This is a genomic window from Mucilaginibacter calamicampi (assembly GCF_042676765.1).
GTDB lineage: Bacteria > Bacteroidota > Bacteroidia > Sphingobacteriales > Sphingobacteriaceae > Mucilaginibacter > Mucilaginibacter calamicampi.
Window position 1 is genome coordinate 263,844 of sequence record NZ_JBHTHU010000021.1, and the last position, 21,267, is coordinate 285,110.

The window sequence follows — 21,267 nt, forward strand, 5'->3', positions numbered from 1 at the left end:
ATTCAAATTTTTAACAAGAAACTATGAAGTATATAAAAACATTACAAATGTTGCTTTTAATGCTAACGTTTGTATGTAGCAACTTATACGCGCAAAGTACCGCTGAAATAAGCGTAAGCACTACCGTTTACGATCAATATAGGCAGCCGGTATCTGGTGCTACCATATCATTAAACAAGGGCGCTGTTTTAGGAAGAACAGACACAACGGGCAAATTTAGTGTAAAGGCGTCTCCATATGCGCTCATCAGCATTAAAGCTAAGGGATTTAAAGAAGAGTTTTATAAAGCTAACGCCGTTCCAAGATCAATTTCATTGCAAAATGATAACAGTAATAAAAATTATACAGTAAACTTAATTAATCGCGAGGTAAATGTTAAAGATCTTCCGGGCGCTATAACAGTAATAAATCCAGAGGATTATATAGACCTCGATTACAGTCTTACTGTAGTAAACGGAACAGCGGGGCGTCTTGCCGGCCTGTTAGGTGCAAATAATATTTGGGGTATGGAAAATGCCTTAATACTTATTGACGGAATTGCACGTGATATAAATGATATTACATTTAATGAAGTTGGGCAGGTAACTGTTTTAAAAGGGGTAAACGCCGTAGCACTTTACGGACCACAAGCTGCAAAAGGAGCAATTTTAATAACCTCAAGAAGAGGAATAGTTGGTCCGGCGCAAATAAAAGTTCGTGCAACCCAGGGCATTTCTACTCCAACAGCGCTTCCAAAATTTCTTCAATCTGCAGATTTTATGACCTTGTATAATGAGGGTCGCCGTAATGACGGTGTTCCTACATTATTTACTGATGCGCAAATAGCAGGTTCCAGATCAGGCAACAAATACCGTTATCCAAATGTTGATTATTACTCATCTGAATTTATCAAAAACAGTACAAACAGTACAGATGTAAACGCAGGCTTTACAAGTGGTAATGAAACTGCGAAGTTCTATTCAAACATAGGCTGGTCTTCTAATAACTCGTTACTTAAGCTGGGCGAAGGCAATAACGAGCAAAACAACCGCTTTCACCTTAGAGGCAACGTAGATATCAAACTAAGCAACAGAATTACAACATCTATTGATGTTGCTGCCGTACTTAATGATAATCGTACCGGATTAGGTAATTACTTCGGTATAGCAGCTACTGCTTTACCTAGCAGATACTCTCCGCTTATACCAATAAGCAGCGTTGCTGCCGGCCCTGCCCGTGTTGTTGCCAACCAAAGCAGGAATATAATTGATGGAAAATATATATTGGGTGGAGCGCAGGATATTTTGACTAACCCATTTGCTGATCTGTTAGTTGGAGGTTATCAAAAATCAATTAGGCGTTCATTCCAGCTTACGCAAAAAATCAATGTTGATTTGAGTGGTATTTTACCGGGCTTGTATTTAAAAACCAGGTTGAATGTTGATTTTGTAAACACTTATCTTCAGTCTATTAATAATACTTATTCGGTTTATGCGCCTACTTGGAATGCTACACAGGATAGTATTACTGCGCTTACCAAATATGGTAATGATAGCCGTACCGGGGCAGAAAACATTAATAACACTGCCCAAACCATGAATAAAGGCCTTTTAGTGCAATTAGGCTATGATAAAACTGTTAATAGCGACCACAACATTTCGGCAGTTGTTGTTGGCTATGGTAACATGGGCACAATTAGCGGAGTAGCGCAGGCTTTAACGTATGCTAACGTAGCTTTGGAAGGTAAGTACAACTACAAGCACAAATACTGGGCAGATTTTACCGCCGGGGTTTCAAATTCTACCAAACTGGCCGCGGGAAGCCGTTCAGGATTTTCACCAACGGTGAATTTGGGCTGGTTAGTAAGTTCTGAAGAATTTATGGCTAACGCTAAATTTATTGATATGTTAAAACTGTCTGTTTCTGCAGGTAGTTTGAATACCGATTTGGATATTAATAACTACTATTTATATGATAACCCCTATCAGCAGGGCGCAGGATTTACATGGGCCGACGGAGGATTCTCTAACAATGCAACCGCGTCTATATATGGTGCTAACCCGGGTCTTAAATTTTCAAAACGGAAAGAAATAACGGCAACATTGCAAGGATCGTTTTTTAATGAACTTATCAGCTTGCAAACCACTTATTTCAGAACAAATATGGAAGGCCTGCCAACACAAAGGTTTTCGCAGTATCCCAATTATTACAGCACATTAACTCCATATTCAAATTATAACGCCAACCAATATACCGGCGTAGACTTTGCTGTAGGTGTTAATACCAAGGTAGGGCCTGTAAATCTTAACATCGGTTTGAACGGCACATTTGTAAAAGCCACAGCTATTAAACGTGATGAAATAAATGCTGATGCTTACCAAAACAGAACAGGAAGAGATGTTAGTGCAATTTTTGGATTAGTAAGTAAAGGTTTCTTTGCTAACGCGGCTGACATTGCAGCATCCCCTTCACAAGCTTTTGGCGCGGTACAACCCGGCGATATTAAGTATGTTGACCAAAACGGCGATAATATAATTAATGAGCGCGATGAAATACAAATAGGTCGTACCCTTTCTCCATTTAACTATGGTTTAAATATAGCCGCATCATATAAAAACTTTACCTTATTTGTTCGTGGTACCAGTTCAATAGGCGGAAGCGCAATTACTAACAGCAATTATTTTTGGGTAGACGGAGACGATAAATACTCTGAGATTGTTTTAAACAGATGGACGCCGGCAACAGCAGGTACGGCAACATTCCCTCGTTTAAGCTCACTTACAAATAATAACAACTTTCGTAATTCTGACTTTTGGTTATACAAAACAAACAACATAATGTTAAATAAGGTGCAGATCACGTACCGTTTACCATCAAAATTAATAGATGGGTCGTTTGTTAAAAATCTAAATATTTATGTAGTTGGATCCAACTTATATAACTTCTCTGCTAAAAGAGATATTATGAATTTAAACGTGGGGTCTGCTCCTCAAATGAGAAGCTTTTTCCTGGGATGTACAGCTAATTTTTAAAGGATAAATCGTACCAAATAAATAAACTTAGTATGAACAAGAAACTAACAATACTTTTTATACTGGCAGCTGTGTTTGCCGGATGTAAAAAACTCACCATTCCGTTAGACGATAATCATCGGCTTTTGGAAGATACCTATCAAGACCCAAGGTTTGGAGAAGGCTTGCTGATGAATGGATATACCAGGTTGCCTACAAATAGCTATAACTTTAATGATGTTGCTACAGATGACGCCGTTACTAACGATAAAGGAACCTCTGCTTTTGCCACATTTCAAAGAATAGGTACAGGGCAGTGGTCTGCACTAAATAACCCATTAGACAGGTGGAACAATGGCTACACGGCAATTGTTTATATCAATAAATTCCTGGTAAATACAGATAAAATAACCTGGTCTTATCTGAATAAAAATGTAAATCAGATGTTTAACGACAGGATGAAAGGTGAAGCCTATGCACTGAGGGCATACCATATGTATTACCTTTTGCAAGCCCATGGCGGCGTTGGAGCAAACGGTACTTTATTAGGTGTTCCTATTGTTACAGAAGATCTGAGTGAAACTTCTGATTTCAAAAAACCGAGAGCTACTTTTGAACAGTGTATTCAACAAATTTACTCGGATTTAACTGAGTCTGAAAAGTATCTTCCGCTTGATTACAATGATGTTACAAGTCCGGCACAAATTCCGGCAAAATATGCGGGATTTGACATAGTTGACTATAACCGCGTGTTTGGAAAAGTTAACAGACAACGTATATCTGCCAATATTGTAAAAGGCATACGCGCAAAAGCAGCGTTTTTGGCGGCCAGCCCCGCGTTTAGCGCAGGCACAACAACAAACTGGGCAAAAGCAGCAGATTTTACTGCACAGGCCCTGGCTATTACAGGCGGTGTAAGCGGTATTGACCCACAAGGCGCATTATGGTATTTAGCAGCGAATGTTGATGCTTTAAACGTAAACACCGGCAATGTTGACCAAAAAGAAATGTTGTGGAGAGGAATTAACAGTAGTCAAACTAACACCATTGAAAGGGATAATTTCCCGCCTACCTTATTTGGTAACGCAAGGGTAAATCCAACCCAGAATTTGGTGGATGCTTTCCCAATGGCTAATGGTTTCCCAATTACTGCTGCGGCCAGTGGTTATAACGCAGCAAACCCATATGCAGGTCGCGATCCGAGGTTGGCAAGATACATTGTTACCAACGGTGCAACCATGTCAAGCAAAACCATTTTGTCAAGACAAGAAAGTGGTAATGATGCCGTTGACTTTCTTCCAACATCAACCAGAACCGGTTACTACATGCGTAAATTATTACGCGAAGACGTGAATTTAAATCCGGCTTCAACATCATCAAGAAGGCATTATGCTGTACACATCAGGTTTACAGAGTTGTTTTTAAACTATGCCGAAGCAGCTAACGAGGCTTTTGGCCCGGATGGTGTAGGTACTGCTACTTACTCTGCACGTGCTGTTATTGCCGCTATACGCAAAAGAGCCGGGATAAGCCAACCCGATGCCTATTTAGCTACAATAACTGACAAGGATAAAATGAGAGAACTTATAAAAAATGAAAGACGGTTAGAACTTTGTTTTGAAGGTTTCAGATTCTGGGATCTGCGCAGGTGGAAAGATCCGCTTACTGAGCCGGCTAAAGGTGTTCTTATTTCACCTACAAATGCTTTTACCTATCGCACGGTTGAAAACAGGGTGTATGGCAACCACATGTACTATGGCCCATTACCTAATGCAGAAGTGTTAAAAGCAAACCTGGTGCAAAATCAAGGCTATTAATTATTTGTATCTAATAAATAAAAAATGAAAAAAAATATTTTCGCTTTGTTGGCAGCCGCGGTACTGCTGGCTTCCTGCACAAAAAATAACGACTGGGAGTTTCCGGACTTTGATTATTCAACGGTATACTTTCCATATCAATCTCCTGTCAGAACCATTACATTGGGAGAAGACATCTATGATAATACTTTGGATAATCAGCATAAAAGCTTAATTATGGCAACGCTTGGCGGTGTTTATAGCAATAAAAAAGATGTAGCCATTGACGTAGTTGTAGATAATACCTTAACACAAAATTTGAAGTATTCACTTCCTACCGGTGTTGCCGGGAACGTGGTGGCTATGCCAGCCAATTATTATTCATTGCCGGCAAACATGAAGATTGTTATACCTGAGGGTAAAATGTCGGGTGGTATTGAAGTGACGTTAACCGACGCGTTTTTTGCAGATCCGCTTGCTGTAACTAATAATTATGTGATCCCGTTAAGAATGACCAAAGTTTCGGGTGCCGATTCAATTCTCAGAGGCAAAACTTCTTTAAGTAATCCTGATCGCAGAATAGCGCAGAATTGGAGTATTGTACCCAAAGATTATATACTTTACGCGGTAAAATTTATTAATCAGTACCATGGCAATTATTTGCGCAGAGGGGTTGATGACGTAAAAGGCAATGGCGGCAACACCGCGCTTGATACCAAAATAAGCTACCACAAACAGTATGTTGAGCAGGATGAAGTAGTTAGTTTAACAACCAATTCGTTAACAGACAACACCTTGTCTCTGTTTGCCAGGAATAAAGACAACAGTACAACCGCATTTGCGGTTAGGATGAAGTTTGACAATGCCGGTAAATGTGTAGTTTCTGCACCTGCAGCTGCCGGGTATACCGTATCCGGAACCGGTGAGTTTGTAAAAAAAGGCGACATGTGGGGTAATGAAAAACGCGATGTGCTCCGTTTAAAATACCAGGTTGCCTTTGCGGCATCAACACATAACTTTACTGATACTATTGTAATGCGCGACAGAGGTGTGAAATTAGAGACCTTTAATTTTGTAGTTCAATAGTCCGTATTTAATTTATTAAAAGCTATTAGTGGCATAATTAAACTTAGGTTTAATTATGCCACTTTTTTTATAACGGTACTTTAGTAAGCATGTGTGGGGGTGTTGCAAGAATATATGCAACAATTTGCAACACTTGCAACAGCGTTTTTTGTAACTAATTGATCTTTAGTTGTATATAACTATTGCGCGTTTAAACATGCAACACTTTGCAACACACTTATTCGTCAGGAAGTTTAGCTGTAAAATTGAGCTAGTATATTGATTATAAGGCTATTGAAAATCAACAAAAGTTTACATTTTCTTGCAACACTTTCAGGCGGGTAAAACAACCAGGCGGTCATACTCCACGAGGTTATAGGCTCGCAGTATTCCAAATGTCAGTAACCCTCAAAAACTCCTTCCCCGGGGAAGGGTGGGGCAGACTGCAGAGTGGCGGGTAGGGGTTTCTCCCGCAAAAAAGCCCGTTAACCCCTTCCTACACCTTCCCCAGGGAAGGAATCGCACCACCCACCGCATCTTTTTAATAATCCTGTAGAAAAGGATAAGCCACAAAAAAAGCCCCTGATCTTCATCAGAGGCTTTGATCCTTAACGTTATCAGCAAATCGCTTAAATCAACACTATTTAATTTTTAGCTCTTTGCCTGCAATATCTTCCCAACGGTAATAATGAAACGTCTTATCATCGCTCATGGTAACAAACAGGCCGTGTTTAAAAGTATCATTTAAAGGCACATTTACTACGTCAGAGCCATCGCTTTGGCGGGCAGCAACATTAACTATTTTTAATAGCTTGTGCTCGGTCGGGTTTTGTTTAGTACCCTCGCGACTAAAGATCTGAAACCTGTTGGCACCCTGATCTGATACTAAAATATAGCCGGTAGAATCCGTCAGTTTATAGATAGAAATCCCTTCATGATCTGCCTTAAATCCGGTTGTGCCGAAAATGGCCAGCTGCTTATCGCCTTTATCAGGGTCGGCATCGTACTGGCGCACACCCACCTGCTCGTCAGAGTAGTAAATGTGCTTCAATTCATTATCAACCGCTATAGATTCAATCTCCTTTTTGCCGCTATACTGGCCAAACTTGCGTACCAACGTTGCTTTAACATTGCCTGTGCCGTCATCACCTAATAAATATTGCCACAAGTAACCGCCTGTTTTTGGTCCGCTTTTACGCCCTGCAATAGCGTACATTTTACCATCTGCAGCGCTGTAAATGGAAATGCCCATCAGGTCGCGATACTCAGGCCCTGTTTCGCCTTTAAAAATTTCTATGCCGCCCTTATCCACCGGCTTCATATCCGGCAATGAGAATATGCGCAGCTTATGCGTAATGCGCTCGCTGGCTATGGCAATGTCTGTAGGTTTACCGCCCAGCATAAGGCCATAAGCAAGGTCAACATTGTTAGGCCTTTTTAAACCACGCACTACCTTATCCTGTACTATTTTGCCTTGCAGATCAAATACATATAAGGCACCGTCGGCGTCTTTGTCTGTACCAATAACCAAACTTTTAGCCGGATCTGTTTTGTTAACCCATATTGCAGGGTCGTCTGTATCATATTTAACAGGCTCTGTAATTATTACCGGCTTAACCTCTGCAACCGCGGGCGAATCTGTTTGTGCAGTAGTTGCTGATGAACCGGTGTTTTGCTGACAAGCACTACCGGTCAGCATAATGGCCAGTGGTGCTAGGTAAAATATATTTAGTTTATTCATTAATGGTTGATCTTAAAATTACAATTTCGCTCCATAAGCGCCAACAAATGCTGATGGTGCAGGCGATACATAAGTTATACCGTTTACAACTATACCGCCCGCGTGGTTACGGGTAAAGCTGGTGATGCCTTTGGTTAAAGCAGGCGAATTACCCTGCAGATGGAAATCCCATGTTGTGTTAAAATCAGGGCTGGTCATTGAGTTGCTTAACGGATAGTTTACAAATTTTGGATCGTTAGCTCCGGCAACGGTGCTAATAACATCATTTACACCGCCTACAATCTCGCTGTTTGGCTGAAACTGGTTTACTGTGGCTTGGTCATACCCGTAATACCAGTTATTGCTGTATTTAGAACGATTGTCTTCCGGTTTCTTGGTATCGCGTTTTACACCAAAGCGGGTGTTGGCAAAAAGGTTGTTATAAAGCTCGGTGCGTACGCTGGCTTCTATCCAAACAGAACCACCTTTAGCGGTAGGCCTTCTCCAGCCGGTGTTTACCATGGTGTTGTTGTAAGCTATAATGTAAGCCTGCGGAATCCTGTCGCCGCTGTTTGATAGTTTAAGCGCGTTAGTGTTAGTGCTGTAAACCAGGTTATAAGCAATATCGGCAATACAGCCAGACTTAAAGTTCATGGCCTCGCCACCGCTTACGCCTGTAGTGTAAAATATGTTGTTGGCAAAAATGCTTTTACCACCTTCTATATAAGTACAATCTTCCTGAAAATTGCGGATAGTGCTGTTAACCACAATCAGTTTACCGTTAATGTTAGAGAACCATAGCGCAGGTAAATTCTCGCCTGCTGTAGCTTTGTATAAACCTTGTTTAACCGATGTTGAAGCATCAGAAGTAGTAGCGCCGCCGTACTCTAAAATGGTATGATCAAGTACCAGTTCATCGCAGGTGGGCGATGCAAGAAGTCCTCCCCAAAGTTTACCAAACTTGTTAGCGTCGGTTTTGTAAACATCGCTTACGGTAAATTTAACCGGATTGTCTGCCGTACCTAACGAGTATAGCCTGCCTTTTATCACCACTTCAGGCTTTGCTGTTACATCCATCAATACAGTTACACCCTCTTCTATAGTAAGGGTTTTTCCCTGCGGGATAATAATGTCGCCTTTAATTTCGTGCACGCTTCCTTTGGTCCATACACCTGATACCTCGCCTGTTGCTGAGCCACTCTCGGGCGTAGTGTCAACATCTATATTTGCTTTTTCGCAAGCTGTAAAAGCCAGCGTCGCTAAGCTTAATACTGTAAATAACTTTCCAATTTTCATATCTTTTTGATTTAATATATATGATGATTAATTCAGTTTGTAACGTATGCCAATCAGGTAGCTCTGCCCGTAGTAATCGCTACGAATTAGAGTTTGACCGTTTGATACAATGTTTTCTTTTATAACAAGGTTGGCCGGGTTGGTGCCTTTAATAAACAATTTAGCAGGAGTGTTCAGCAAGTTGTTGGCTTTAATAAATATGCTGATACCGCTTTTAAATCTTTTCTCTGCTGATGCATCCATCTGTACAAAGCCTTTTTGCCAAAGGTCATTGTCAAGAAATTGCGATACGGTATTAATGCGCTCGCCGGTATAAGCACCCGCTAATTGCAGTTCTAAACCGTTTTTGGTGTTTTTGTATAATAATGACAGGTTGCCAATATGCTCAGACTGGCCATATAAAGGTCTAACCTGGTCAACCAAAAACGGCTCTATGTTGCCGGTGGTAGCGTTTATGCGTCTTGATGTTTTTGGCGTAGTAATGCGCGAGTGGGTGTAGGTGTAGTTGGCCTTGATACCAATTTTGTTAATAAACTTAATGTAATCAACCTCGGCACCGTAGTTATTGGCTGTACCAAAGTTACCCGGCAGATAGTATATGTCCTGACCACGGGTAGCATCCGGCTGGAAGGTATACTCAATCGGATTCTTTATTTTTTTGTAGAAAACGCCCACCAAAAGTTGCTCTGCCGCACCCGGGAACAATTCATAGCGCAGGTCGTAATTGTCGGCAAGTGCACGTTTCAGATCAGGGTTACCACGTTCAACATATTCTTCGTTTACTACTTTGCTTGGTACAATCTCATAAAAACCCGGGCGATTAAGCGCTTTGTAGTAGGATGCATGCAATTGTGCCTTTTCGGTTAAGTGATGTTTAACGGTTAAGCTCGGTAATACATCAGTATACACCTGGCTGCCAGACGGCCTGGTTTCACCCGCCGGGAACAACAATGCGTATCCCTGGTCGGTATGTTCAATCCTTACACCACCGGTAATTTCGGTTTTGCCTGATACTACTTTAAACATACCGTAACCCGCGGTAGTTTTTTCGCTCGCGTTATAAGTTAGCGGGTTTTGTACAGCGCCTGTTGGGTTTGATACCAGCAAATTCAGATCGGTATAAGTTTTAAAATCCACACCATAAAGCGGTGCGGTACCGTCAGATTTTAACGGAGTGTACAGGTTGTATTTGTTAAAGAAACTGGTTCTTTGCTTATCGCGGTATAAACCACCTGCCATCACATCAAATTTGCTTTTGCCGTTTAAAATATTGTAGCTCAGATCAAGGTAGCCTGCTTTATCTTCATCTGTATTACGTTCCCAACGGCGTTCAACCGGGTTGGTGTTCACTAATGATAAGCGCTTGTCTACATTGTTCTGGCGTATACCGTTTAAGCTGATAGTTGTATTATCAGGCACTTCGTTTTGTGCCGACGAATAAACTGCCGACCATTGAACTTTAAACTTATTATCAAAAAATCTATGGTCGCCATGCAATGTGCTGTTATAGATCTGCTGCTCGGTTAACCTGCTGCGGGTTTGGTAGGTCAGTTCCGCGTTACCTGCGGCGGGCTGGTAAGTGCTGCCGGTATAGTTGGTACTAACGGCATCGCGCAACTGTTCATTTACCAGGTTAACATATACATTGTATAAGCTAATTTTATGGTTATTGTTAAACGCGTAATCAATCTTACCATGTAAACCTAAACGCTTTTGCTGTTCTGAATACTGGCGATAGCTTTGGCTGGTTATAACAGCGTATTGGTCTGTACCGGCAACAGATGAGTTGTAAAACGTGCTGTTGCTGCCGCGGTAGGTGTTTTGATAACTACCTGCCACTACCACGCCCAATTTACTATCCAGAAAGCGCTGGCCAATTGATAAACTGCCTGTCATGTTTGGGGCAGGTTTTTTAGATGTATAATCTAATGTTCCCTTGGCAAAATCATTCGCGGTAGCGTTGTAGCTACGACCATTCGTTTCATATGGCGATTTGCTGTGTATGCCTGATGAGTTAAAGCTGGTGAAGTTGCGGTCAAGAAACAATTGGCTATAACCGGTGGATAGGTTAGCGTTGATCTGGAAGTGATCCGGCGCGTTTTTCATCACCATATTTACTACACCGCCAACCGCATCGCCTTCCAGGTTAGGAGTAAGCGTTTTGTAAACCTCCAGCCTGTCTAACAGGTCAGAGGGGAAAAGGTCAAGCGGTACATAACGATACTTATTATCCGGACTTGGAATTTTTACACCGTTAACCAATGTGTAGTTATAGCGTTTATCCATGCCACGTAGAATAGCGTACTGGCCATCGCCATTGCTATTACGCTCAACAGATACACCTGATACGCGCTGTATAACGTTGGCAACCGTCAGATCCGGCGATACCTCTATTGCCCGGGCCGATACCACGTTCATTACCTGCAAGGCATTTTGCTCAAGGCGGCGCGCGTCGCGGTCAGATACACCATTTGATCTGCCGGTTATGGCTACTTCCTGCAGATCCTTACCCGCATGCTCCATATAGATCTTTAAATGGGGCGTGTCTTCGTTTAACACAGTGAATGCCTGTACAACGGTTTTGTAGGAAATGTAGGTAATGCGTACACTGGCAGGCCCGGCAGACAAGCCTTTAAACTCAAATTTACCATCCAGCCCGGTGCTGGTTGATTTGCCTGTGCTTTCAAGTATTACCGTGGCGCCTACCAGCGGCTCGCCGGTCTCCTTGTCGTACACATGGCCTTTTACAGTGGTTGCGCCGGCTATACTGATACTAAAAAGCAGCGGCAACAAGATTTGGAAAATTTTATTCATCGTGATATTTGTTTGCGTTTTTTATTGTTGGCGCAAAAGTGGGAAGGCCTTGATTGCAAAAAAAATTTGTGGAGTTACATAAAGGCAACACCGTTACAAACAGCATATATTAAAAAGCAACACGGTTATTTATTTAATTGATTATCAGTTATTTATAATGATATAAAAACGCCGTTATCATTTTATTACCGTTACATTGCCTTAATGTTAAGTGGTGTTTTTACGCCAAATTGTGCTAAAAATGGCTGTGCGTGTAACGCTGTTAAAGTGCCTGTATAAACGCGGTGAGGTTGTCGCCCTGGGGGATATTGAGCTTTTTACGCAGGCGATAGCGAGAAACACGCAGACTATCCGGAGAAATGCCAAGCAGGGTTGCTATGTCGGCAGAGTCAAGATTAATTTTGAGCAGCGTTATCAAACGCATGTCGGCCGAAGTAAGATCGCTGCTGTGGGTTTTCAGGTTATCAAAAAAGCGCTGGTGCACTTGCTCAAAGGCGGTGGTAAACTCCTTCCAGTGCTGCTCGTGGTTAAAGCTTTCGTTAATCTGCAATATTATCTGTTGCATTTGTTTTTTCTGATCGCGCTTATCCTCTTTAACCATGGCTTGCAGCGTGCTGCGCAAATGCTCTAAAAAATGGTTGTTTTTTATCAGGTTAAGGGTATGGGTAGATAACTCTTTACTTTTTAATTCCAGTTGCTGCTTCAGGCTATCCTCTTCCAGTTTCTTTAATTCGTGCTGCGCCTGCTGATCTTTTATTTTTAAGCGTTGCCTGCTAAATATTACAATGCCCAATATCCCTAATAACACCACCACTATGGTAACAATGCGATTGATATTCCGGTTGTTATTTAACCGGTTTATCTCGTCGCTTTTTTTACTCATATCATACAGCACCTGTAAAAACACGGTTTGGTTGGCGGCGTCTTTTGAGTATACATCCAGGTAATATCTGCGGCTCAGTTCTGAATAATGATAGGCGCTATCCATCCTGTTCATCAAAGCGTAAGCTTGCCCGATATCTTTAGTGCACGATGCCTGTTGGTAGATATTTCCCGTTTGCGATGCCAATTTAAGCGCCTTGTGCGATTGGATAATGCTTGCCGCATATTTCCCGGTTTTGCGCAGCATATCGCCAAGGTTGTTTAATACCTCTATGCTTGCAATTTGGTTATTATCAGCTGTGTAAAGTTGTAAAGAGTGGTCAAAACAGGTATAAGCCGAATCATACTTGGCCAGATCCTCGTAAATGCTGCCCAGGTTTTCGTAAATTTTAGCAGCGCCCCGTTTATTGTTGATGTTGGTATAGCTTTTCAGCGCCAGGCGTTGATAATAAAATGCGCTATCGTAGTCGTGTTTTTTCTCGTACAGATGACCGATCTTGCCAAACACATCCGCTTGCCCTTGTTGGTTATTGGTTTGCCTGTAAAGCCCAAGCGCTTTATTATAAGTTATACGCGATTGATTAAGCTGCTTATTGTAATAATAGAGCAGGCCCAGATCGGCCAGGTTTGCGGCCGATAGGTTTTTATCATCCAACTCATTAAACACCTTATCGGCATGCAAATAAAAATCAAGCGCTTGCGCGTAGTGACCCTGGGTATAGCATATCTGCCCCATTTTTTGCAGGCAAAGGCCTTCTGTTGCCACATCTTTACCATCAACCGCCTTAGCGTGAATTTTTTTAAGGATAATAAGCGCGGAGTCCGGATGTTTTTGGCTCAAGGCATTAACATCCGGGAGCTGTGCTTTCGAGTTAAATGATAACAAAGTTAACAGCGACACTAAAAAAAAGACACTTCTCATTTACAGGGGTTAACAAATAGCAAATTAACCACTATAGTGTTAAGATATCGTTAAGTTATGCAGGGTGGCAATTTTACTGTATTAAAAAGCCTCTGATGAAGATCAGAGGCTTGTGCAATTATTCTACTTTTAAAATGGTGAATTCCGTCCGTCGGTTCATTTGCCGGCCTTCGGGGTTGTCTTGTCCATTAGGTAGCGTATTTGGCGCAATGGGTCGGGTTTTGCCGTATCCTTTCGCAAATATCTTTTCTTTGTTAATGCCACGGCTTATTATGTAATCAACACAAGCCTTTGCCCGTTCCTGCGAAAGCTTGTTGTTGTAAGCATCGCTGCCTATGCCGTCGGTATGGGCAGAAAGCTCAATTTTAATCTTTGGATTATCCCGCAATAGCTTTACCAGCTCATCCAATACTGCTTTTGATTCCGGCCGTAATCCGGCTTTATTAAAATCATACAGTACATTTTTTATAACAATGGGCTTGTTAACTTCAAAAGGCTGCAGGCAAATATCTGCATTAAGCAGGGTGTCCTTCGCCATTCTGCCTGATAGGGGTACCGGTAATACTTTAGTAAAATACCCGGATTTTTCAACCACCAGGTTATAAGGGCGTTTGGTATTAATGTTAAACAGGTATTTCCCACTTTGAGCTATCTTTACCTTGTTCAGAATATTACCTGAGAGCGAATCTTTTAAACTAACCGTTGCGCCTAAAAGGGGTTTCTGGTTAACGCAATCAAGCACCTGCCCGGCCACAAAGTAACGTTTGTCATAAGCTTCAAAAAGCTCCAGGCAACAATCTGATTGGCGATCTGAACTTAGATAGAACTTGTTTTTATCCGTGTTATCCGGGTAATAATACATGTCATCTTTTGCAGAGTTAATAGGGTAGCCCATATTTTTTGGCGTGGCCCATACCCCGTTGTTGTTAAAACTCTCAAAAAAATCATACCCGCCTAAACCTAAAAACCCCTTTGAGCTATAGATCAATCTTTTTTGCGCCGAATCAAAATAAGGTGCCTCTTCATCAAAACTTGAGTTGATGGCTGTGCCCGCATTGCGCGAGTTTACAGGGTCGCCGTCTGCATTTAGGTCTGCTACCCAAATGTCCTTGCCGCCGCTTCCGCCCGGTTTATCAGAAACAAAGTACAGCTGTTTCCCGTCGCCGGTAATAAAAGGCTGTATAGCCGCGAAACCTTGTGCATTTACATTGTTATTTAGCTTCGTTAATGCTCCCCATTTGCCATTTTGCCATTCGCTTTTGTAAATGGCATAGGTGGTTTGGCTGCCCGATTTAAACCAGCGCGTAATATACATGCGCTTACCTGATGGCTCAAATGCAGGCGCACCGTATTCTGCTTCGTTTTTACCGGGTTCGTTATCATCAAAATTGAGCATCTGCGCTTTGCCGTCGGTTATTTTGGTTTGATAGATTCGGTTCAACGCGTTTTTTTCATCCTTTATTTTCCGCGATGAGGTAAAAAAATAATTGTCATCTCTTTTTACCAGCGCGTAATCTGATCCGTTAGAACTGAATGCTCCTTTTATAGTCGCGAGGTCAAGCAATGCAGGATATTTATATTGCTCGCGGGCGAATCTGCATGTGGCAATTTCTTTGCGTGCAAGCTCTATGTTTTTGCTGTCGCCTTTGTAGGAGGTAACAAATTGCTGTAACTGTTTTTCCGCCTCGTCAAAATGCTGATTGGCTCGTAAACATACGCCGTACCAAAGCCGGGCAAGGGGATACTGCGATTCATAATTATCATTCAGCACCTTATAGTACCAGGGTTCGGCCTCCAGGTAATTTTGATACAGGCGGTATGATTCGGCCAACTGGTAGCTTACGTATTCCTGATCAACATTGCTTGCATCTTTTTTTGAGATTTTACTGCCCGGTTGATAAGGCACCTGTTTTTCGCTGATCAGGTTCATGCCTGTAGCTGCCTTTTTGTAATAAAATGCAGCCTCATAATAATCTTTGTTTTTGAATGCTTTATCGCCCAGTGCTTTTGGCGATGTATTTACTTGTGCACCTGCACCGTAAAACAGCAGCATTATTATCCATGTAAAAAATGTCCTTTTCATATCCAAACAATTAAAGGCGTGGACAAATAGGTTCTGGGTCGCTTATGCGTTTTCTGAACAGGTAGCTTATAGATAGCTCAAAACCTCCGCGCGAGTTGGTGGCCCTGTTAAGCGATGACGTATTAAAATCATAACTGGCACCTATAATAAGGCTGCTAAGATGGTAACCTACGCTTGCAACGGCAGCATCATTAAAGCGGTACATGCCCCCGAAGATGATACCCTTATCGCCATCCATTTTAAACTCTGAGTAGGCACCAACAGCCTTTTCCTGAGCTTTTTGCTGCTTTATGTAAATAGCATGGGGTATTACGTCAATATACTCGCTCGCCCTTATGCGTACCCCGGCATGTACCGTGTATCGCAGCGGAAGTTTGGAATTGTCCCCTTCGGCGGCGAATGGATCGCGCGGGCGCGACAAGTGGCCAACGCTTATCCCCCCAAATAAATTGGCATTGCTCATAGGGTTACCATCATAGTAAAATACACCGGCTCCTGCATCAAAAACCGTTGTGTTGGTATTCAGAAAGCGTTCATTTGATGGTATAGACGGATCAAAACCGCCTTCGGGATTAAACTGGTTGCCGAACTGTACTTTGTTGGGATCAAAGCTTCGGTTAATGACACCCGCCTGCAGGCCAAAGCTCACCTTCTGGTTACCATCGTTAGATACAGTGATGCTGTAACCAAATGTTCCGTATGCCGAGAAATAATTGAACCCGGCATCGCCTGCGGCCTGGTTAAGCACGTTAATGCCTAAAGCCACATTGTTATTCGTCCGCATATCGGCAGATAGGGCCGTGGTTTTATAGGCGTTATTTAACTGAGGATATTGATTTTTATAGTTGGCATTTATCCTCGCATCGCCATTTATAACACCGGTAAGTGCAGGGTTTAACCATAACGGGTAAGCATAGTACTGTGAAAAATGTGGATCGATCTGCGCGCTTGTTTTCATATAAAGCACCAGAGATAATATAATGAGTATTAATAGTTCCTTTTTCATCTTAATAAAGTTATGGTTCCTTTTTTCTTAACTAATTGTCCGTCATTCATGGTGGCTTCAACATAGTAAACGTACACGCCTACAGGTTGAATGCGGCCCTTATAGCTGCCGTCCCATCCGCTGTTAAGTACATTTGTGCGATAGATCAACTCGCCCCACTGGTTGTATACCGTAAATACTATGCCTTTAACCGCGGTACCTTGTACAAACACCATGTCATTGTTGCCATCTCCATTGGGCGTAAACGCGTTGGGTACAAACAAACCGTTAGCAAACGGATTGGCAGTTGTGCCTGTTACCAAAGCAGAGTTTAAACCGGGTTGGCAAGTACCGGTAGCCCGTATAATTACCGCCGCGCTTTGATTGGCCTGTAGCCCGGTAACAGTATAACTGTTGCCTGTGCTTATATCTGTAAATGATGTGCCATTATTGGTACTAACCTGGTAACCTGTCGCGCTAGCTATGCTTGTCCATTGAAAAGTGATAGACGAGGTGCTTGCCGAAGCAACAGTTACAATTGGGGCAGCCAACTGCGGTATAATTGTGACGGTTACAGTAGCCACCGCCGATTTATTCCCTGCCGGATCTGTTGATTGTACATAAAAGGTAGTATTGGCATTTATAGTACTTGTAGTAAAAGTATTGCCTGTTGCACGCAGCGTTGTAAGGGCAGCTTCGGCATACCACCTTACTGTCAGATCCGGATTAGGATTGCTTATTGTTAAGGTGGTTGTGTTGCCCGGACAAACAGAAGTGCCGGTATTGGCTATTACCGGTGTAGCCGGCGGCACGGCCGTAACAGAAACCACACCACTGGCCCGAGAGGCGGAAGGGGTATTTGTAGCATCAACCACCGCCTCGGCATAATAGGTTGTGTTTGAATAAACGGGCGGCGAGGTATATACAGCACCGGTGAAAATAGGCGAACCTCCTGTTGGTGTGGTATACCATTTGAACGAGGTGCCGGGTGTAGTAGATGATGCCGTAAACGTTGCTGTTTGGCCCGAATTGATATTGCGTACAGGTGGATTTACAGCCACATCAGGAACAGTGTTAGCATTTATTACAACCACCCCGCTTGCTCGCGAAGATGATGGTGTGCCGGTGGCATCAACCACCGCCTCGGCATAGTAGGTTGTGTTGGTAGTTAGCGGCGGCGATGTAAACGTTGGCCCGGTAAATATGGGTGCGCCACCTGTTGGTGTAGTATACCAGTTAAATGAAGTGCCGGGTAGGGTAGACGATGCGGTGAAAGTAGCTGTCTGGCCCGAATTGATGTTTTGGCTCGGCGGCGTTACCGCTACATCCGGAACAATAACCGCTACATTTACTGTGCCGGTTGCACGTGTTGCAGACGGTATGCCTGTAGCGTCAACTACAGCTTCGGCATAATAGGTGTTATTGCTGAACACCGGTGGCGTTGTATATACAGGCCCGGTATATATTGGCGACCCACCTGTTGGCGTAGTATACCAGTTAAATGATGTACCCGGTGTTGTAGATGTTGCTGTAAACGTAGCCGTTTGCCCCGGATTAACAGATTGTGTAGGTGGCGTTACGACTATATCCGGAACTGTGGCCGCGTTAACCGTAACTGCTCCGCTTGCCCTTGTTGCCGAAACCGCTCCGCTGGCTGTTACTACAGCTTCAGCATAATAAGTTTTATTGGCTGATAAAGGTGGTGTGGTATAGGTTGGCCCGGTAAACAAAAGTGTTCCGGCGGTTGGCTGGTCGTACCAGTTAAATATAGTACCTGGTGTGGTTGACGAGGCAGTCATGCTGGCTGTTTGCCCTGAAGTAATTGTTTGCGTTGGCGGGGTTACGGCAACGTCTGGTATAACCACCGCCTGCACAGTAACTTCAGCCGGTGTTCTATCTACAGAAGCACAGGTGCCGTTGTTGGCTTCGGCATAATATGTTGTATTAGTTGTTAACGGTGGGGTTGTAAAGGTTGTTCCGGTAAATACCAGTGTGCCGCCCGTTGCTGCGGTATACCATTTAACGGTGGCATTACCTACAGGTGTGGCTTTAAACGTAGTTGTTTGGCCGCTGTAAATAGTGGCACTTGCAGGCTCAACAACCGGTTTAAGCGGCACATCATTAGCCACTATGGTAATTGGGTACCTAACAGGGCTTGTGCAGGTGCCACGTGTGTATTCAACATACAGAGTGGTGTTACCTGTTATCGGATCGGTAGTTATATTACTGCCGGTATAAACAGGTGTGCCGCCGGTTGGTGTTGTATACCAGTTAAATGTTCCGTTTCCGGGCGATGTAATAGAAAGCTGCGCAGGGCTTCCTTTGCAAATTTCCGGATTCGCGTTAGCAAAAACAGGCGCGGGATATTGCTGCGCGGTGTAAAATAACTGAACAGAAGTTAGCGCCGTTACAGCGCCAGAGCTTAAGCGGATACCTACACCGTCATAACCTGCTGGGGCGGGTACTAGCACTACATAACGGTTACCGCCACCACCAAGTAGCCTTACCTGTACTGTAGCGTTATTAAGTAACACCGTGTTAACAGGTGTGGCACCGTTGTAAATAGTTACCTGTATTTGTCCGAGCAAGGCAGCGTCTGTTAAACCTACCGGGCTTTGTATTACCAGTTTTATCATATCCCCCGCAAAACCCGGCTGCTGATATTGCAGCAATTGTTCTGCATAAGCACCTGCCAGGCCCGCGCCAACGCTTATGGTTGATGCTGTGGTAGTGTCCGCGTCAACAACAAATGTGCTGTTAGTTACGGTACACCCCGCGCAAAGGCCATTTATATTGGTTGTTTGCTGGTTGGCATAAGTACAAGGTGCGTTAGTATCTGCATTTACGTTGATAGTTATGGCCGTGCGGGTTGATGATTGGCAACCTGTGCTGTTAGCCGCGCTTACATAATAGGTTTGCGAGGTAAACAAAGCAGGCGTGGTATAACTTGCGCCGGTAAAAAATGGTGTTGTAGCGCTTGCAGTAGTATACCAGTTAAAAGTGACGCCAGGTGTGGCCGAAGTTGCGGTAATAGTCGCTGTTTGCCCGGCATTTATAGTTTGATTATTTGCTGTTAAAGTTGGCGCGGCCGGTTTGGGTTGTACAGTTATTACTGCTTCTGCCCGTGTTGCGCTGCTACATCCGCCAGAATTAACGGCCTCCACAAAATAGCTTCTGCCGGTATTAAGCGCCGGGGTGGTAAAGCTGTTGCCGGTAAATACCGGTGCGCCGCCTGTCGCGGCATCATACCATCTGTAAGTAACACCCGCCAATGGCGATGCAACTGTAAGCACGGCTACATCGCCCGCGCAAATGGTTGGGTTAGCAACCGTTAAGGTTGGTGTTGCAGGGGCAGCATTTATGGTGATGGTTACCGGCGTGCGGTCAGACTCGTCTGTACAGCCAACCCTGCTGGCTGCAACGTAATAGGTAGTAGTAGTGGTTAATAATGGGGTGGTATACGCTGCCCCGGTAAAGACAGGCGCGCCCCCGGTTGCAGCTGCATACCAGTTGAAAACCGTGTTAGGTTTTGCCGCGGCAGTAAGCGTTACAGAACTGTTACCGCATAGCTGCAGATTAGAAACCACAACATTGTTATTTGAAATAACAGGCCGCGGTAAAACCCGCTGAACTTCGTGCAGATTTAATGAAGTGAGAACATTAGCAATTCCACCACCTAAAGTAAGCTTTACCCGGTCGAACACATTTGGCGGGGCGTAGGTAACAGTTACCCTGCGGCTTGTGCCCGAAAGATCAAGCAGCCTGACGGTAAGCAACGCAGAGCTTAATGTTCGCGAGTCGCCATTGTCTGTATTCCCATTAAAAGTATTAACGGCAATGCGTGTTAGTACGCCGGCATCAATAAGTGCCTGCGGTATTGACAAAGTAAGCCTCACTGAATCGCCCGGTACGGAGAGTGACGAGAAAAGTGCTGTTTGTTGCGTAGTAGCACCAACCGCGCCAACTGATGCATTTAAAGTTGAAAATGTATTTAAGTTACCATCAATGGCGTTTAGCGGGTTGGCCACACCACCCACATCAACACCCAGGTTTAACAACCCTGCCGATATGCCATGCAATTCATCAATTGCGGTATTACAGGCAACCGCGCCGGGGGAATTATAAAATCCCTCGTACAAATAAATGCTGCTTAAAGCACCAACTAACCCGCCATTTAAAGTTACTCTTACCCGGTCGTAGATCTGTGTAGGGGTAAAAGTTACCAATATCTGGTTGTTGTTGCTCGCGGCTGATACAAGTGTTGAAGCAGCAAGTCCGGGTGCAACCGGCGTATTCCCATTATAAGCCTGTATGAAAATGCCACCCAGCGCGGTCAGATCAAGCAAATTGTCGCCACTGCCCAGTTTTAAAGAAACCGGCGTGTTGGCCGCAACTTTACCGGCCGCCGGAAAAATGAGCTCCTGGTAAGTGCTGGCAGCAATACCTACCGCAACGTTGATGGTTGAAAATGTTTGTGGGTTGCCATCAGAGGCATTGTTAGGATTGTTTACTATGCAATTAAGGCATAGCAAACCGTTTGCCCCCACCCGGTTGGTAGTTGCGTAGTTACGCTGGGCATATCCATTTAAGAATGTACAAAGCAGTAAGCATGCAGCAACAATGAAGCTGGTAGCTAAAGTAGAGATTTTCATAGTGATGATTTATTAGTTGGTAAACATCACTTAGTACAATAATTTATTAACTATAGTTTATA

Annotated in this window: 10 protein-coding genes; 3 read left to right on the top strand and 7 right to left on the bottom strand. The window is 43.5% G+C overall.

The features are described from left to right. Window positions 1-23: 23 nt before the first annotated feature. Genes ACFQZS_RS16990 through ACFQZS_RS17000 form a run of 3 tightly spaced genes read left to right on the top strand, consistent with a single transcriptional unit; the run spans window position 24 to window position 5,872 of the window. Window positions 24-3,011, top strand: a complete 2,988-nt coding sequence (locus tag ACFQZS_RS16990; RefSeq protein WP_377102156.1) for a SusC/RagA family TonB-linked outer membrane protein — start codon at window positions 24-26, stop codon at window positions 3,009-3,011. A 32-nt stretch (window positions 3,012-3,043) separates the two neighbouring features. Further along, window positions 3,044-4,807, top strand: coding sequence for a RagB/SusD family nutrient uptake outer membrane protein (locus tag ACFQZS_RS16995; protein ID WP_377102157.1), 1,764 nt, complete (start codon window positions 3,044-3,046; stop codon window positions 4,805-4,807). Window positions 4,808-4,831: 24 nt separating this feature from the next. Beyond that, window positions 4,832-5,872, top strand: coding sequence for a DUF5627 domain-containing protein (locus ACFQZS_RS17000; protein WP_377102158.1), 1,041 nt, complete (start codon window positions 4,832-4,834; stop codon window positions 5,870-5,872). Between the two features lie 619 nt (window positions 5,873-6,491). Here the strand turns inward: ACFQZS_RS17000 and ACFQZS_RS17005 are convergent. From ACFQZS_RS17005 to ACFQZS_RS17035, 7 genes are all read right to left on the bottom strand, one after another. After that, window positions 6,492-7,592: a phytase gene (locus ACFQZS_RS17005; RefSeq protein WP_377102159.1), complete on the bottom strand. Its 1,101-nt coding sequence runs from the start codon at window positions 7,590-7,592 to the stop codon at window positions 6,492-6,494. An 18-nt stretch (window positions 7,593-7,610) separates the two neighbouring features. Continuing rightward, the gene (locus ACFQZS_RS17010) at window positions 7,611-8,867 is read right to left on the bottom strand and encodes a right-handed parallel beta-helix repeat-containing protein (protein ID WP_377102160.1); all 1,257 of its coding nucleotides are present in this window, start codon (window positions 8,865-8,867) and stop codon (window positions 7,611-7,613) included. A 27-nt stretch (window positions 8,868-8,894) separates the two neighbouring features. Beyond that, complete coding sequence (locus tag ACFQZS_RS17015) at window positions 8,895-11,681, bottom strand: TonB-dependent receptor (RefSeq protein ID WP_377102161.1); 2,787 nt, start codon at window positions 11,679-11,681, stop codon at window positions 8,895-8,897. Window positions 11,682-11,943: 262 nt separating this feature from the next. Continuing rightward, window positions 11,944-13,485, bottom strand: coding sequence for a tetratricopeptide repeat protein (locus ACFQZS_RS17020; RefSeq protein ID WP_377102162.1), 1,542 nt, complete (start codon window positions 13,483-13,485; stop codon window positions 11,944-11,946). Window positions 13,486-13,603: 118 nt separating this feature from the next. Further along, window positions 13,604-15,568, bottom strand: a complete 1,965-nt coding sequence (locus tag ACFQZS_RS17025; protein ID WP_377102163.1) for an OmpA family protein — start codon at window positions 15,566-15,568, stop codon at window positions 13,604-13,606. A 10-nt stretch (window positions 15,569-15,578) separates the two neighbouring features. Then, complete coding sequence (locus tag ACFQZS_RS17030; RefSeq protein ID WP_377102164.1) at window positions 15,579-16,574, bottom strand: PorP/SprF family type IX secretion system membrane protein; 996 nt, start codon at window positions 16,572-16,574, stop codon at window positions 15,579-15,581. Continuing rightward, complete coding sequence (locus ACFQZS_RS17035) at window positions 16,571-21,205, bottom strand: gliding motility-associated C-terminal domain-containing protein (RefSeq protein ID WP_377102165.1); 4,635 nt, start codon at window positions 21,203-21,205, stop codon at window positions 16,571-16,573. The genes ACFQZS_RS17030 and ACFQZS_RS17035 overlap by 4 nt, the downstream gene beginning before the upstream one ends. Between the last annotated feature and the right edge of the window lie 62 nt (window positions 21,206-21,267).

What these genes read in the sequence shown, in the direction of transcription:
- ACFQZS_RS17035 (WP_377102165.1), bottom strand. Translation starts at nt 21,205, where the DNA reads ATGAAAATCTCTACTTTAGCTACCAGCTTCATTGTTGCTGCATGCTTA.
- ACFQZS_RS17025 (WP_377102163.1), bottom strand. Translation starts at nt 15,568, where the DNA reads ATGAAAAGGACATTTTTTACATGGATAATAATGCTGCTGTTTTACGGT.
- ACFQZS_RS17010 (WP_377102160.1), bottom strand. Translation starts at nt 8,867, where the DNA reads ATGAAAATTGGAAAGTTATTTACAGTATTAAGCTTAGCGACGCTGGCT.
- ACFQZS_RS16990 (WP_377102156.1), top strand. Translation starts at nt 24, where the DNA reads ATGAAGTATATAAAAACATTACAAATGTTGCTTTTAATGCTAACGTTT.
- ACFQZS_RS17030 (WP_377102164.1), bottom strand. Translation starts at nt 16,574, where the DNA reads ATGAAAAAGGAACTATTAATACTCATTATATTATCTCTGGTGCTTTAT.
- ACFQZS_RS17015 (WP_377102161.1), bottom strand. Translation starts at nt 11,681, where the DNA reads ATGAATAAAATTTTCCAAATCTTGTTGCCGCTGCTTTTTAGTATCAGT.
- ACFQZS_RS17005 (WP_377102159.1), bottom strand. Translation starts at nt 7,592, where the DNA reads ATGAATAAACTAAATATATTTTACCTAGCACCACTGGCCATTATGCTG.
- ACFQZS_RS17000 (WP_377102158.1), top strand. Translation starts at nt 4,832, where the DNA reads ATGAAAAAAAATATTTTCGCTTTGTTGGCAGCCGCGGTACTGCTGGCT.
- ACFQZS_RS17020 (WP_377102162.1), bottom strand. Translation starts at nt 13,485, where the DNA reads ATGAGAAGTGTCTTTTTTTTAGTGTCGCTGTTAACTTTGTTATCATTT.
- ACFQZS_RS16995 (WP_377102157.1), top strand. Translation starts at nt 3,044, where the DNA reads ATGAACAAGAAACTAACAATACTTTTTATACTGGCAGCTGTGTTTGCC.